The 13,227-nt window shown below is 41.2% G+C and carries 13 protein-coding genes; 4 read left to right on the top strand and 9 right to left on the bottom strand.

Annotation, left to right across the window (positions count from 1 at the left end):
• Window positions 1–16: 16 nt before the first annotated feature.
• The 3 genes from H8B21_RS06730 to H8B21_RS06720 are packed head-to-tail and all read right to left on the bottom strand — an operon-like array spanning window position 17 to window position 2,044.
• The gene (locus H8B21_RS06730; protein WP_190313048.1) at window positions 17–733 is read right to left on the bottom strand and encodes a ThuA domain-containing protein; all 717 of its coding nucleotides are present in this window, start codon (window positions 731–733) and stop codon (window positions 17–19) included.
• Window positions 734–738: 5 nt separating this feature from the next.
• The gene (gene aroB, locus H8B21_RS06725; RefSeq protein WP_190313047.1) at window positions 739–1,803 is read right to left on the bottom strand and encodes a 3-dehydroquinate synthase; all 1,065 of its coding nucleotides are present in this window, start codon (window positions 1,801–1,803) and stop codon (window positions 739–741) included.
• Window positions 1,804–1,837: 34 nt separating this feature from the next.
• The gene (locus H8B21_RS06720; RefSeq protein ID WP_165292908.1) at window positions 1,838–2,044 is read right to left on the bottom strand and encodes an RNA-binding S4 domain-containing protein; all 207 of its coding nucleotides are present in this window, start codon (window positions 2,042–2,044) and stop codon (window positions 1,838–1,840) included.
• Between the two features lie 177 nt (window positions 2,045–2,221).
• On the opposite strand from H8B21_RS06720, the gene H8B21_RS06715 reads away from it, so the two are divergent.
• Together H8B21_RS06715 and H8B21_RS06710 are read left to right on the top strand one after the other, a co-directional pair.
• Window positions 2,222–3,415 carry a proline dehydrogenase family protein gene (locus tag H8B21_RS06715; RefSeq protein ID WP_190313972.1) on the top strand — a complete coding sequence of 398 codons (1,194 nt, stop codon included), beginning with the start codon at window positions 2,222–2,224 and terminating at the stop codon, window positions 3,413–3,415.
• 33 nt (window positions 3,416–3,448) lie between these two features.
• Window positions 3,449–4,060 (top strand): HAD family hydrolase, encoded by a 612-nt coding sequence (locus H8B21_RS06710; protein WP_190313046.1) that lies wholly within the window; start codon window positions 3,449–3,451, stop codon window positions 4,058–4,060.
• 11 nt (window positions 4,061–4,071) lie between these two features.
• Here H8B21_RS06710 and H8B21_RS06705 read toward each other — a convergent pair whose 3' ends face one another.
• Entirely contained in the window at window positions 4,072–5,403 is a 1,332-nt protein-coding gene (locus H8B21_RS06705) for an outer membrane beta-barrel protein (RefSeq protein ID WP_190313045.1), read from the bottom strand.
• A 13-nt stretch (window positions 5,404–5,416) separates the two neighbouring features.
• Window positions 5,417–6,028, bottom strand: a complete 612-nt coding sequence (locus tag H8B21_RS06700; protein WP_190313044.1) for an RNA polymerase sigma factor — start codon at window positions 6,026–6,028, stop codon at window positions 5,417–5,419.
• 215 nt (window positions 6,029–6,243) lie between these two features.
• On the opposite strand from H8B21_RS06700, the gene H8B21_RS06695 reads away from it, so the two are divergent.
• Window positions 6,244–7,104, top strand: coding sequence for a universal stress protein (locus tag H8B21_RS06695; RefSeq protein ID WP_190313043.1), 861 nt, complete (start codon window positions 6,244–6,246; stop codon window positions 7,102–7,104).
• On the opposite strand, the gene cmk is transcribed toward H8B21_RS06695, so the two are convergent.
• The 4 genes from cmk to H8B21_RS06675 form a co-directional block, all read right to left on the bottom strand.
• Window positions 7,101–7,784, bottom strand: a complete 684-nt coding sequence (gene cmk, locus H8B21_RS06690; protein ID WP_190313042.1) for a (d)CMP kinase — start codon at window positions 7,782–7,784, stop codon at window positions 7,101–7,103. The two genes, H8B21_RS06695 and cmk, sit on opposite strands and share 4 nt — an antisense overlap.
• Window positions 7,784–8,197 (bottom strand): hypothetical protein, encoded by a 414-nt coding sequence (locus H8B21_RS06685; RefSeq protein ID WP_190313041.1) that lies wholly within the window; start codon window positions 8,195–8,197, stop codon window positions 7,784–7,786. Before H8B21_RS06685 ends, cmk begins: the two co-directional genes overlap by 1 nt.
• A 6-nt stretch (window positions 8,198–8,203) precedes the next feature.
• The gene (topA, locus tag H8B21_RS06680) at window positions 8,204–10,597 is read right to left on the bottom strand and encodes a type I DNA topoisomerase (protein ID WP_190313040.1); all 2,394 of its coding nucleotides are present in this window, start codon (window positions 10,595–10,597) and stop codon (window positions 8,204–8,206) included.
• Window positions 10,598–10,717: 120 nt separating this feature from the next.
• A complete protein-coding gene (locus H8B21_RS06675; RefSeq protein WP_190313039.1) occupies window positions 10,718–12,034 on the bottom strand; it encodes a PDZ domain-containing protein in 1,317 nt (438 codons plus the stop codon).
• Between the two features lie 117 nt (window positions 12,035–12,151).
• Between H8B21_RS06675 and H8B21_RS06670 the strand changes: the two genes are divergently transcribed.
• Entirely contained in the window at window positions 12,152–13,186 is a 1,035-nt protein-coding gene (locus H8B21_RS06670) for a L,D-transpeptidase (RefSeq protein ID WP_190313038.1), read from the top strand.
• Window positions 13,187–13,227: the final 41 nt, after the last annotated feature.

Raw genomic sequence — 13,227 nt, 5'->3', positions numbered from 1 at the left:
CGAAAAGTCAATATACCTAGCGCCCCAACACGTACTTGACACCACCTATAATATGCTTCTGAAAATCGACGACATCATAAGATTCTTCGGTATGTCCAAGTCCCGTATAGAACGTACGCCCACCATCAAACTCCCTGAACCATGCGATCGGATGAAATTTCCCCATTGTACCGCCTTCATAGCTTTGCTCATCAAGTGTCATTAGAATATGCAATCCCGGCTGTACATCTCTAAAATCATACCACTCGTCTTTATGCCACCAAACTTCTTGCAAATGTTCGGTCGCGGCGTGCGCGCGGTCGACGACATCGATTTTGGCTTTCTGAACCGGTGGGTGTTGGGTAAAATAGCCTCCTACAAGTTCGCCATACCAAGGCCATTCAAACTCCGTATCCGAAGCTGCATGTATACCCATATATCCTTTTCCGGAGCGGATGAAGTTTTGGAAAGCTACCTTTTGCTGGTCATCTAATATATCACCTGTGGTATTTAAAAATATGACGGCAGCAAATTGATGCAGACTATCTACACAAAAATAGTGCGCATCTTCTGAATGAACGGATTGTATATTTTCAGCTTTAAGTAATCTTGTGACAGTTTCTACTCCTTTAGGAATGCTTTTGTGCCTGAAACCCGCTGTCTTGGAGAAAATTAACACCCGTTCCTGGCTATAGGCCGAAACGACATTACCCAAAACGAGCAAACCCAATGCTAACGATATATATCTACCCATACGATCTATCTATTTCTATAAAAATCCAAACTCTCCTTAATCAGTTCCTCCTCTACATAGATATTATAATCACATTTACCAATTTCAGACAGTAATACAAAACCTAACTTCCTTCCCGCGTTCTTTTTATCATTTTGCATCAAGGCGATCAGCTCCTGATATATATCTCCCGAAAACGGATAGCGTTCAAATCGATTGTCAAACGCTTGAACTATTTCCGACAAATCGGCTGCCGAAAGCCCGTTGATTTTATGCGCAATATAAGCTTCACAAATCATGCCTAATGCAATTGCTTCGCCGTGTAAAAGTGGGTTGGCATCATGTATCAGGGAATACCCCTCTATTGCATGCCCAATGGTATGTCCAAAATTTAGGATTTTACGAAGGCCTTTTTCCGTCGGATCTTCTGTAATAACTTCATTTTTTATTTCTACCGAACGGAAAACAATATCATCCAAATCATCTGCTTCCAGATTAACCGATTTAGTCCTTAAAAACAAGTCTTTATCATAGATCAAACCGTGTTTAATGACTTCTGCGAAGCCAGAGCGCATTTGGCGATCATCCAACGTGGAGAGAAACTGTCCGCTGATAAAAACGGCCTGCGGTTGGGTAAACGTGCCGATTATATTTTTTACATTGTCTAAATCTATTCCGGTTTTTCCACCTACAGATGCATCCACTTGTGAAAGTAAGGTAGTAGGAATCTGGATAAAATCAATTCCTCTCTTATACGTAGAGGCGGCAAACCCACCCATATCTGTTACCACTCCGCCACCCAAATTTATCATGAGTGCTTTCCGGTCAGCTCCAAAATCGAGCATCGTTTTCCAAACACCAATACAAAAATCAATATTTTTGTTTTCCTCTCCGGGATCTACTTCAATAATATCATAATCTGTTATCTTGGAAAGTGCCGACTGTAATATCGGTAAGCAATAGTCGTTCGTATTCCTATCGACTAATACCAATATCTGGGAGTAGTTGCGCGAAGTAATGAACGGCTCCAAGGAGTCAAGATTTTTTTCGAAGAATACCTGATACCCAAGACTGGCAATTTGTTTTGTCATGTATAGTGATGTTTGAAATAATTAAAGCACTAAATTAAACAATTTTTACTTGCTGTCCATCAAATTCAACAATGTCTCCTACTTTTACTTTTAATCTTTTTCTGTGATCTACCTGACCATTATATTTAACCAATCCTTCTTCCACTACAAACTGGGCCATAGCACCATGTTCTACCCAGTTCATAGCTTTTAGCAACTGGATTAATTGAATATACTCTCCCTTCAATGAAAATGTTTGCATCTCGTTATTTCTATTATTATTTGCCGTTTTGTAAAAGTACGTGTTATAAAGTGAAGTGATAAATAATATCAGTAAAAAAAAGGATAATTCTCGTTAATTATAAAGGCTTATCGACTATCGAAAAGAAGCAAATAGATGAAAATAATTATTTAATTTTGACCGTTAATATTTTACATGATGATATCTGCCAACAACTTGGTTAAACTGGATTTTAACAACACTGAAATTGCTTTTCGAAATAAATCCGATAAAGATCTGGAAAAAGCATATTGGCTTTTTAAGATGGTTTCGAATAATACACTCATCAAAATCGGCACACCATTGACAAATTTTGCTTTAAGGGTGGGGCTTCCTATAGAAGGAATTATCCGGAATACCATTTACAAGCAATTTTGTGGCGGCGAGTCTATTGAAGATTGTGAACAGGCGATTGAGGAACTTGGGCGAGCTAATGTCACGACTATTCTCGATTACTCTGTTGAAGGAAAGGGTGCTGAAGGAAGCTTTGATGCCAATTGCGAGGAAATCTTGCGGACAGTAGCATACACCAACCGCAATAAATACGCTTCTTTTTGTGTTTTTAAACCAACTGGCCTGGGTCGGTTTGATCTATTTGCAAAAATAGATGCCAAAGAGAATCTATCAGCGGAAGAAAAAGCAGAGTTTGGTCGTGTCTACGATCGAATAGACCGTATCTGTAAAGCTTGTTTCGAGGTGGGCAATCGGGTATTGATCGATGCGGAACATTCCTGGGTGCAGGATACCATCGATGATATTGCGCGAGAGATGATGGAGAAATATAACAAAGAGCGGGTTGTAGTATATAATACGTACCAGCTATATCGCCACGATAAATTTGCATCGCTACAGGCTGACTTCGCGTATGCCCAGACACAAGACTTCTATTTAGGAGCTAAGATTGTACGTGGTGCCTACATGGAAATAGAACGCCAGCGTGCAGCTGAAAGGGGGTATCCATCACCAATACAGCTAAATAAAGAAGCATGTGACAGCGATTATAATAGGGCTATCGTATTTTGTTTAGACCACATCAACCGTATTGGACTGGTAGCAGGTACGCACAATGAGGAAAGCTCCGCTTTATTAGCAGATGAAATGGTGCAACGAGGCATTTCTTCAACAAATCCGCATATTTTCTTTTCACAACTATTGGGGATGTCCGACAATCTCTCATTCAACCTGGCCGATGCTGGTTTCAATGTCGCGAAATATATGCCTTACGGACCGGTAAAGGCAGTTATGCCTTATTTATTCCGTCGGGCACAGGAGAACACTTCCGTTGGCAGTCAAACAAATCGCGAACTAAGCTTGATTATCAAGGAGAAAGCCCGGAGGAAAGCTATTAAATAGTGCCTCTACCACAATTTTGTGTATTTTTGCGGCATGAATGCTGAATCACAAAAGAAATTTGAAATCTTACAGGAAAAGTCCAAACCGTTTAAAGCGTTATTATACGATGTCGATGGAACGCTTGCCGATAATATGCCCGCACATAAAGCGGCTTACGTAGCCGCGTCTGCAGCATATGGAATTAATTTAGATGACGATATTGTAGAGGAACTTGCAGGCTGGCCAACAGTCGATGTTGCTGCCGAAATCGGCAAACGATATCAAAAAGATATCGAGACACTGGCTTTTGCAAGATTAAAGTCCACTATATTTGTTGAACAGTTTATCCGTCAAACGAAACCAGTGGACTATGTGTTACAACATCTTTTGGCAAATGTAGGAAAGAAGAAAATCGGTATCGTTTCTGGAGGTTCTCGTTCAACCTTAAATATTACATTGGACGTTATCAATGTTATGGGTAAATTCGAAACATTAGTATGTGCTGGCGATACACCTGAGGGTAAACCTTCCCCGCAACCTTTCCTCTTAGCTGCTGAACAACTTGATGTTGCTCCTGCTGACTGCCTTGTTTTCGAGGATGGTGATCCTGGTGTTCAAGGAGCGATAGCCGCGGGCATGAGCTGGGTACGTATTGATAAAATATAATATAATTCGTATTAGAAGCTCGTAATAATACGTATACCACCGTTTGTGTAATTCATGTCGGCACGTTTAAATTGGCCAACAGGGAGTTTCACAAACGGTTCGACAGAAACTTTCATCGTTTTACCTACATTCACTTTTCTACCTACCGAGAAATTTACAAATCCACCAAAGCCATTTGTGTTTATATTTTCATCCTCACTTATCTTGGTGGTCTCTACCGTAGTAACTGAATTTTGAGCCGGCTTTTCAGAGTCAGACACACTGGAATATGTCGGTATCCCAGCAGATTCTTCATAGTGGTCAAAACGTTCTTGTGATAAAACTGCTGCATAAGAGACTCCACCGGTAGCGTAAAATTGTTTCGTTAGATTATATCGTATCTCAAGTGGGATATCCAAAGTTTGCACTTTTCCCGTTACTGCATTTAAATTAGGAATAAAGAAATTGTTTGCTCTGAGAGAGGAAGCTTCTTTGGAGATCACTTTATCCGTATTTTTTATAGGAGCGGCTTCCTGCTTCTTTTCCTCCCCTATTTCTTGAACATGCGATTTCAACATACCCACTTCGTATTGATTAAAGGAAGCGCCGGTGCGGATGGCGAGTTTGTCGTTAAATCGATATGCAAAAACAAGTCCTCCACCAAGGTCGAAGCTCCGATCGGTAGTTGATGGGCTCAGAAACGCCCCTAGTTCAAATCGATCGGTAAGACGTAATTTCTTAGGGGATAATTGACGGGCAGCTTCGCTTTGATAGGCGAAATTTGGATCTACTTGTTGACCGGCTATCAAATCATCGTCCCATGCTAAAACTGCTACAGGTTTACGATCTTCCCGGAACACCATCAAATCCGGTTTTTTGATTTCGCTCGTTAAGACAGATGTATTACCCAAACGCGCCATGTCAAGTGGCTGTATGGCCATTCTATCGAGCTGCGTTATCTCTTGCATCGCAAGATGTGGTTGAAATCGTTCGTTACTCTCCTCATTATGCTGCACATCGGTCTTATGTTGCACGTCGGTCGAAGCCAAGCGACCTGTTTCGTCTATTACCAGTGGTTTATCAGTCGTTTCGTCTGCCATAGGTCCAGGATTTACACTTTTCTGCTCCGTTTTAACAACATGGATGGATTCCGTTGGTTCGTTCCAATCATTAAACAAAAAAGTAAAGCCGGCTAATGCGGCAACCGCCGCCGCCACCCAAAGTGGTGCAAGACGCCTTACTTTCTGAGCGGGCTCGTATTTTGCTTTATAAGCCTCCCAAGCTCCCTCTTTATAAGGAAGTTCCTCGGCATTTTTAAGCCCTTCTCTGATGAGATCGATAAGTTCCTTATTGTTATTTTTCATGTTCCCCTAGCATTTAAGAATGTATATTGTGCGAAACACTAAATTCTTCTATATATAATTTTCGTAAGCGCTGTTTGGCGCGCGTCAAATATGTTCTCGATGTACTTTCCGGAATGTTGAGCATCGTCCCAATCTCTTCATGTGAATACCCTTCAATTTCAAACAGATTAAAAATAGAGCGTTGAATATCGGGTAATCGTGTCAAAAGCTTCATAATATCTTCAACACCCAATCTATCCGTCATAACAACCGTGTGTGATTTCAACTCTTCATCTGATGTATCTTCCAAAAAGCTGGTTGGTTTTCGCGTTCGCAGTAAATCTATTGATGTATTCACCGCAATACGTGCTAACCAAGAACGAAATGTTTTCTCCAGCGCTGACTCGTCCGCGTGCATTTCGAACGACGCTATCTTTCTGAACACCTTCACAAAACTCTCGTTAACAGCTTCTTCCGCTTCCATCTCTGTGGAGATATAGCGAAGCACGACTGCCATGACATATCCATAGTATTTTTTATAAACAAACGATTTCCCACGCTCACTTTTACCCACAACACAATCTTCCAGAGCCTCTCGTAAGGTCAATGGTCTCGCCTTCTTCCAATATTGCTGAACAATCTTCACTTAAAATCGCCTGTTCGGGTATGCCAATTTAACGAATTAATCTTCAATTACCAGAACAGAGAGCTAACATTCTGCCATATACCTTTATTTTTTTAATAACCAAACGTTACTTTTTTGCAAAACGCTACAGTTTTCGTAAAAAATGATTCATATCACATTGCTTGTAAAAATCAAGGAAATACCTTAACTTGCTATATAATATAAAACTTAGAGTTATGAGAAAGATATTATTCCCCACAGACTTCTCAAACGCCGCAAATAATGCGTTTGTATATGCCTTACATTTGGCAAAAGAAATGGATGCCAGTTTATATGTCCTTAATACGTATATGCAACCCGTCTTGTCGGCTACGCATGCAGGACAGCCCGAGCTCGTACCGGAGGTATATGAAAATTATGAATTACATCAATTCGAGAATTTTAAGAAGTATACCGCAGATCTCCATAAACTGGCAGATGATTACAACCTGTCCGACGTGCCACTGACCTTTCTTTTTGAAGAAGGAACCGTTGTAGCAAATGCACAGCGCATTATTGAAAACGAAGGTATTCACTTCATTGTCATGGGAACGAATCGAGCCGATGGTGTTATTGATAAAATTTTTGGTTCGAATACTCTAGGTGTTATCCGAGGAGTAAAAGTACCCGTTTTATCTGTTCCAAGAGAGGCCAAATACGACGGTATTAAAGAAATTTTGTTCACGACGCTTTTCCGGGAAAAAGACGAGGCCGCTCTACGCCAAATCATGGAGATCGCCAATAAATTCGGAGTGAAAGTCAAATGTGCACACGTCTTGAAAGATAAAAACATCGATATTATTGCGGTGACCGATCGCTGGCAGAAAATGTTTCCGGAGGACAACCTTGAATTTGTATTGTTGGATCTGGATCAGTCGATAGAACATACCTTGAATAGGTATATCGAGAGCAACCGCGTCGACCTACTTTGTGTAGTGAAAAGAAATAAGAGTCTTTTGGAGCGTCTTTTCAAGTCGAGTATGAGCAATCGGCTTCGTATGCACGCAAACACGGCGACATTGGTATTGCAAGAAGGTGATGATCCGGGGGCATTTTAATATTCCCCCTTTCTTTTCTCGTATTCTTCCAGCACGATCTGCAGTTGCTGTTCCTGTGTTAAGTTGGAGTTATCTAGGATGATGGCGTCTTCCGCTTGTCTTAATGGGCTTTCTTCGCGTGTACTATCGATATGATCCCGATGGGCTAAATTCTGTTTTATCTCTTCCATCGACACCAATTCACCTTTCGCCAACAATTCAGCCAATCGTCTTTCGGCGCGTACGTCGGGACTTGCCGTCATAAATATTTTTAAATTCGCATCTGGAAATACAGTTGTACCAATATCCCGCCCGTCCATAACAATATTCCGACGTTTTCCTAAATCCTGCTGTTGTTTGACCAGCGCATGGCGCACTTCCTTAATGGCACTCACTTCGCTCACTTTTTCCGAAACATGCATCATTCGAATCTCCTCTGATACATCTTCACCATTCAATAAGACACACACTTTATCGGTGTGAGGTATAAAATCGATATGAATATGCTCCAACGCAGCATTAATTTGATCCGTATCCGTCAGGTCAATATGATTTCTCAAAAAATACAGTGTCACAGCACGGTACATAGCACCGCTGTCGATGAATACAAATTGAAGTTTCTTTGCCACCGCTTTTGCAACGGTACTTTTTCCGCAAGACGAGAAACCATCAATGGCTATGATAAAATTCTCCCGTTTCATTATTTGCTCCCTCCGATTACTATTCCGGGCTTATCCACTAACGGAACTTTAATTAAATTTTCGTCCACAATACTTTCTGGCAAAAAAATATATTTCTTATCGTAAATTGTCTTCTCCATATAGTAACTCAACCAATATTCATTTGTCAAACCAAATACTTCTGGATCAATTGCTTCTATTTTACAAGATGTATTGCCTTCTACATCGCCTAAAAAATGGCGCAAAACTGTTGTTTTTACCTCTCTCCCATCTTTTTCGCCATAACCTTTGGACGATATGATTACGTTGACAAGTGGTTGTTTTTTCTCATTAATCAAATAGACATTCCACACCTTTTCCGAAGGTGTGGAGTTTTCTAGTACTACCGCAATGGAAATATCTTCTACAATATTTTCGGGCAGATCTTTCTTCATTCCCCTTTATTTCTTTGACTTAGCTGTACTTGTTTTCTTTGTGGTCTTTTTCGTTGTTGCTTTTTTAGCCGTAGCGGTTTTTGCAGCTGCCTTCGCTTTACCTTTCGGATCCGCTTCTGCCCATTTCAACACATCCTCATAAGTAATCTTATCGACATCGGTACCCTTTGGAATTTTTACATTTTGCTTGCCAAAACGGATAAAAGGTCCCCACCTACCGTTCTCGATTTGAGCATCGGGATTTTCCTCAAATACACGAATAACCTTTTCCTTGTCTTTTTGTCTTTTTTCCTGAATAATCTGAATGGCATCTTCTTCTGTCACGTCCATTGGATCCATTCCCTTAGGCAAAGAATAAAAAGCGCTTGCGTGGCGGATATACGGCCCAAATCGACCAATAGCTACCGTCATTTCCTTATCTTCAAAAAGACCAACTTTTTTAGGAAGTTTGAATAGATCCATAGCCTCTTCAAACGTGATGGTTTCAATCATTTGTCCTTTACGTAAGGAGGCGAAGCGTGGTTTCTCTTCATCGTCTGCAGAACCTATCTGTACCAGTGGACCAAATCGCCCCACGCGTACACTTACGGGTTTCCCCGTCGCTGGATCGGTTCCTAAATGGCGTTCATGGCTTGCCCGATCAGCATGTTCCAGCGTATCTTGAATACCTTGGTGGAACGGCCCGTAAAAATCCTTCAACATCGTTGTCCACTCCTTGCCGCCGTGGGCAATCTCGTCAAACTCCTTCTCTACTTTAGCCGTAAAGTGATAGTCAATAATATCATTGAAATGTTCTACTAAAAAATCATTTACCAAAACACCAATATCAGTAGGAAACATTTTCGAACGTTCTGCTCCCGTCATTTCTGTCTTTATTTCTTCTACGACTTTGTCATCTGCTATCTGCAGCACGGTATATCGTCTTTCCCTTCCATCCCTATCTTCCTTAACGACATAGCCTCTATTTTGTATTGTAGAAATAGTAGGTGCATATGTAGAAGGACGACCGATTCCCAATTCTTCAAGTTTCTTTACCAATGAAGCCTCGGTATAGCGCGCTGGTGGACGAGAAAAGCGTTCCGTTGCATTCATCGCTTTTAGTATCAAGCTTTGATCTTTTTCCAACGGAGGTAACAACGCATTTTCACCGCTTTGCTCATTGGTATTGTCGGATTCCTCGTCGGTAGACTCCATATAGACTTTTAGAAAACCGTCGAATCTCATCACTTCTCCGGTAGCCACAAGTTCCTCTCGCCGAGTAGATACCGATATTTTGGCCGTTGTTTTCTCAAACTCTGCTTCGCTCATCTGAGATGCTATAGCACGCTTCCATATCAGTTCATACAAACGACGTTCAGCATGGTCGCCTTCAATCGTATGCTGCGAAAAATAGGTTGGACGAATAGCCTCGTGCGCTTCCTGTGCACCTGCAGATTTGGTCTTATAACGACGTAGCTTATGGTATTTTTCGCCGTAAGCGTTTACAATTTCCTGTTGTGCTTCCTGAATAGCGGTATCACTCAAATTAACGGAATCCGTACGCATATATGTAATGCGTCCGGCCTCATAGAGCCGTTGTGCAACCTGCATCGTCCGTGCTACCGAGAACCCCAGCTTTCTACTGGCTTCCTGTTGCAACGTAGATGTGGTAAACGGAGCCGCCGGCGAACGCTTTGCGGGTTTCTTTTCCAGCGAATTTACGGCAAAAGCTGCCTGGATACAATCGCGCAAAAAGGTTTCCGCATCACTTTTTTGATCAAAACGTTGGGGCAATTCCGCTTTAAATTGCTCTTTTCCCTTGCCCGTCAAGAATTGTGCGACAATCTTATAAGATGCCTCTGCAGCAAATTTATTGATTTCCCGTTCACGTTCGACAATAAGGCGCACAGCTACCGATTGTACACGACCGGCAGACAGTGATGGCTTTACTTTTTTCCACAACACCGGAGAAAGTTCAAAACCTACCAGGCGGTCTAACACGCGACGTGCCTGTTGGGCGTTCACCAAGTTATAATCAATTTTGCGCGGCTCGTCAATGGCTCTCATGATCGCCGGCTTGGTAATTTCATGGAAAACGATACGCTTTGTTTTATCGTCTTTTAACGATAATGTTTCATATAGATGCCAAGAGATGGCTTCCCCCTCCCGGTCTTCATCGGATGCTAACCATACCGTTTCCGCATCTTTAGCCAATTTCTTTAACTCGCTGACAACCGCTTTCTTATCAGAGGGGACTTCATATTTTTGTTCAAAGTTATTTTCTACGTCAATGGCGTCATCCGTCTTCACTAAATCACGGATATGACCATAACTAGACTTGACTAAAAAGTCTTTTCCTAAATATCCTTCTATTGTTTTGGCTTTCGCCGGTGACTCTACAATCAATAAATTTTTTGCCATTTATAATGAATGATTTCTGCAAATAAAGGTATTTCAAAATGGAATGCCAATAATTTTCATTAGAATAATTTATTTTTTTTTATTTCTTCCGGTTGATGAGAGGCACGTAAATAATAGACTTTAGAAAGGAATAGGGTCGACAAGCAAAAATCGAGTCTCATATTGTTCATCGCCTCGTTGCAAAGTGAGACGGATGGTTTCGCCTGGACGGGACTGCAAAGCTTCCATAATTTTGGGCAATGTTAGCCTACCTGTTGATTTCCCGTTCACTTTCAATAACATGTCATCGGCTTGGATGCCCGCTTTTTCGGCAGGCGAGTCTTTTCGTATCCCTGCTATACGATAAGTAGGTTGCAGCACAAACTTATACTGGAATGCGTCATTGGCAAGGTTAATGGTAACGCCCTGATCAGGTTTCATTTGATTATCTTTTTTTTGGGGTAGACTTGTTTTCACCAATTCTCTTTTCCAGATCATACCGTCATGTCGTACTTCGATTCCCGCCATATTTAATAAGAACGGTTTGGCGAACTTCTTATTTTTACGGAGATATAAGGCATTTTTCCGATAATCTATCAACAAATGAAAACGTTGCAGCACTTGGTTTCCAACCGAACCGATTCTATTCTCTGCCAGTTTACTCATAAATAAGGCGTTTGAGTCCGGATAAGCCACAATCGGGTAATCTAAAATAAAATCGTCCAGCGTGACTTTACGAATGCGGTTACGCTTTCCATAGACAGCACCATTAAAACCACGGCCGATATATTCTTCTACATAAGGTTCTTTGATATGGAAATCCGGCAGTAAAAAAGCAAATAACATCAAGGGGGCAGTATTGCCCATATCCATCAGCATCTTTCCTTCTACCCATGTTGTATCGATCAACATATTAGCCGTTATATATGGTCTTTCATTTTCTACTGTTAGGGGAATATATTTATATTTACGAATGGATCTCCCATAATTGTAATCTGGTGGAAATAACGTAATACGTTGTTTTTGATAATCAACCTTTACAGCAAAGCTGTCAAAAAATTTAGATCCGAGAATGCCATTGATAGCTACGCCAATATCACTTGAAATATCCAGTTCATTACCTTGTATTACATAGAGCCAATGAAGCGAATCTACGGCCACGTTCCCTATCTCAACCACATTATCGGTCGAAAGAATTCCGTCCACACCTTCTTCTATTCCGATGCCGCGAAACTTCATTTTATTTTGGTTATTCAAGTAAAGCGAATCTTCGGCGTTTGCAAATAAGATGGTTTCTTTTACTCCGGTATCAAGCAAAAAGGAAAAGGCTATTCCGTTTATTGTCAGTGGCACCAATACAACATTGTTTACTAACTCAAATTTGAAGGACACTGGTTTATGGTCGCGGGTCTGGAATATCCCCTGTGATTTTGCTACACAGGAGGTACACAGTATCATTATACAAATAAACCATTTCATTTTTACGTTATCTTACCCTCTATACGAAGATAGCGGATTGTTGGGACATTTTTATATCTTTGGGCAATCACTATCAGCAAACTGTTAACTCGATACATGAGAGTATATTTTACGTTATCACTTTTAATCATCGGCGCGGCAACATGGTCGTGTAACCGAAATCAACAAACGGAAACAATTGATCCGGCAGAACAAAGAAAAGCGGATTCATTGGAAATGGTCAAGAAAGCCGAAGAAGAGGCAAGAAAAAGGCCAAGAACTGCAGACGATATTAAACTTTCGAAGGAATTCACATACGATAAGCATACATTGGAAGAAACCTATCCTTATCAGGATACTACCAGACGTTTTCAATTAGACAAAATCAAAGAAAAACTTGCGTTTGTAGAAAATTTTCAGCGTGCACCTGCTTCTTATGCTGTTTTACAGAATCGGAAAAATAAAAACCGCGAAGCGCCGCTAGTAAAGAACTATCATCGTAATGAATACAAACTCATTTCTGATTCGCTAGGCACAGAACGCTATCAAGCTGCTCCCCTTTACGTTGTCGGCGAGACAGATGCCCCGACTATTTACGGACGGGATGGTGCGCTTGCAAAATTATTGTCGAGCGATACCGTAGATATGGTAAAATTAGAAGGTGTATCTTTTGAGGGTACTTGGGAGACTCCTAAACGGTATGTGAAAGCTATCGGTGATACGGTCACGTTCCATCGTGTTGCTTTTGTCGATGTCACCAATCAAAATATCCTTACAGCAGAGCGTACCGGTGATTGTGAATGGGCTATCCGAAGCATGAATCCTGCTACTTCCGGCGTTCACAAACCACCTTACGCGCACGAAACGCCATTAGGGATATTTGTGGTCCAAGAAAAGAAAGCCAAAATGTTTTATCTGAAAGATGGTACCAGTACGATTCACGGTTATGCACCTTATGCCAGCCGTTTCACAAATGGTGCTTATATACATGGTGTGCCAACGCAAAGCGTTAATGCGTCTATTATAGAACATAGCTGGTCGCTGGGAACAACGCCTCGATCGCACATGTGTGTAAGAAATGCGTCCTCACATGCTAAATTTGTATACGATTGGGCGGAAACTTTTAATGCGTTGGTTATCGTCATTGAATGATCTTGACATTAATTTAACACTTTGATAATCAAATTAATGCT

This window comes from Sphingobacterium chuzhouense, assembly GCF_014692525.1.
GTDB lineage: Bacteria > Bacteroidota > Bacteroidia > Sphingobacteriales > Sphingobacteriaceae > Sphingobacterium > Sphingobacterium chuzhouense.
This window is presented reverse-complemented; position numbering and strand designations above follow the sequence as displayed.

What these genes read in the sequence shown, in the direction of transcription:
- H8B21_RS06675 (WP_190313039.1), bottom strand. Translation starts at nt 12,034, where the DNA reads ATGATACTGTGTACCTCCTGTGTAGCAAAATCACAGGGGATATTCCAG.
- H8B21_RS06685 (WP_190313041.1), bottom strand. Translation starts at nt 8,197, where the DNA reads ATGAAGAAAGATCTGCCCGAAAATATTGTAGAAGATATTTCCATTGCG.
- H8B21_RS06670 (WP_190313038.1), top strand. Translation starts at nt 12,152, where the DNA reads ATGAGAGTATATTTTACGTTATCACTTTTAATCATCGGCGCGGCAACA.
- cmk (WP_190313042.1), bottom strand. Translation starts at nt 7,784, where the DNA reads ATGAAACGGGAGAATTTTATCATAGCCATTGATGGTTTCTCGTCTTGC.
- aroB (WP_190313047.1), bottom strand. Translation starts at nt 1,803, where the DNA reads ATGACAAAACAAATTGCCAGTCTTGGGTATCAGGTATTCTTCGAAAAA.
- topA (WP_190313040.1), bottom strand. Translation starts at nt 10,597, where the DNA reads ATGGCAAAAAATTTATTGATTGTAGAGTCACCGGCGAAAGCCAAAACA.
- H8B21_RS06705 (WP_190313045.1), bottom strand. Translation starts at nt 5,403, where the DNA reads ATGAAAAATAACAATAAGGAACTTATCGATCTCATCAGAGAAGGGCTT.
- H8B21_RS06695 (WP_190313043.1), top strand. Translation starts at nt 6,244, where the DNA reads ATGAGAAAGATATTATTCCCCACAGACTTCTCAAACGCCGCAAATAAT.
- H8B21_RS06710 (WP_190313046.1), top strand. Translation starts at nt 3,449, where the DNA reads ATGAATGCTGAATCACAAAAGAAATTTGAAATCTTACAGGAAAAGTCC.
- H8B21_RS06730 (WP_190313048.1), bottom strand. Translation starts at nt 733, where the DNA reads ATGGGTAGATATATATCGTTAGCATTGGGTTTGCTCGTTTTGGGTAAT.
- H8B21_RS06720 (WP_165292908.1), bottom strand. Translation starts at nt 2,044, where the DNA reads ATGCAAACATTTTCATTGAAGGGAGAGTATATTCAATTAATCCAGTTG.
- H8B21_RS06715 (WP_190313972.1), top strand. Translation starts at nt 2,222, where the DNA reads ATGATATCTGCCAACAACTTGGTTAAACTGGATTTTAACAACACTGAA.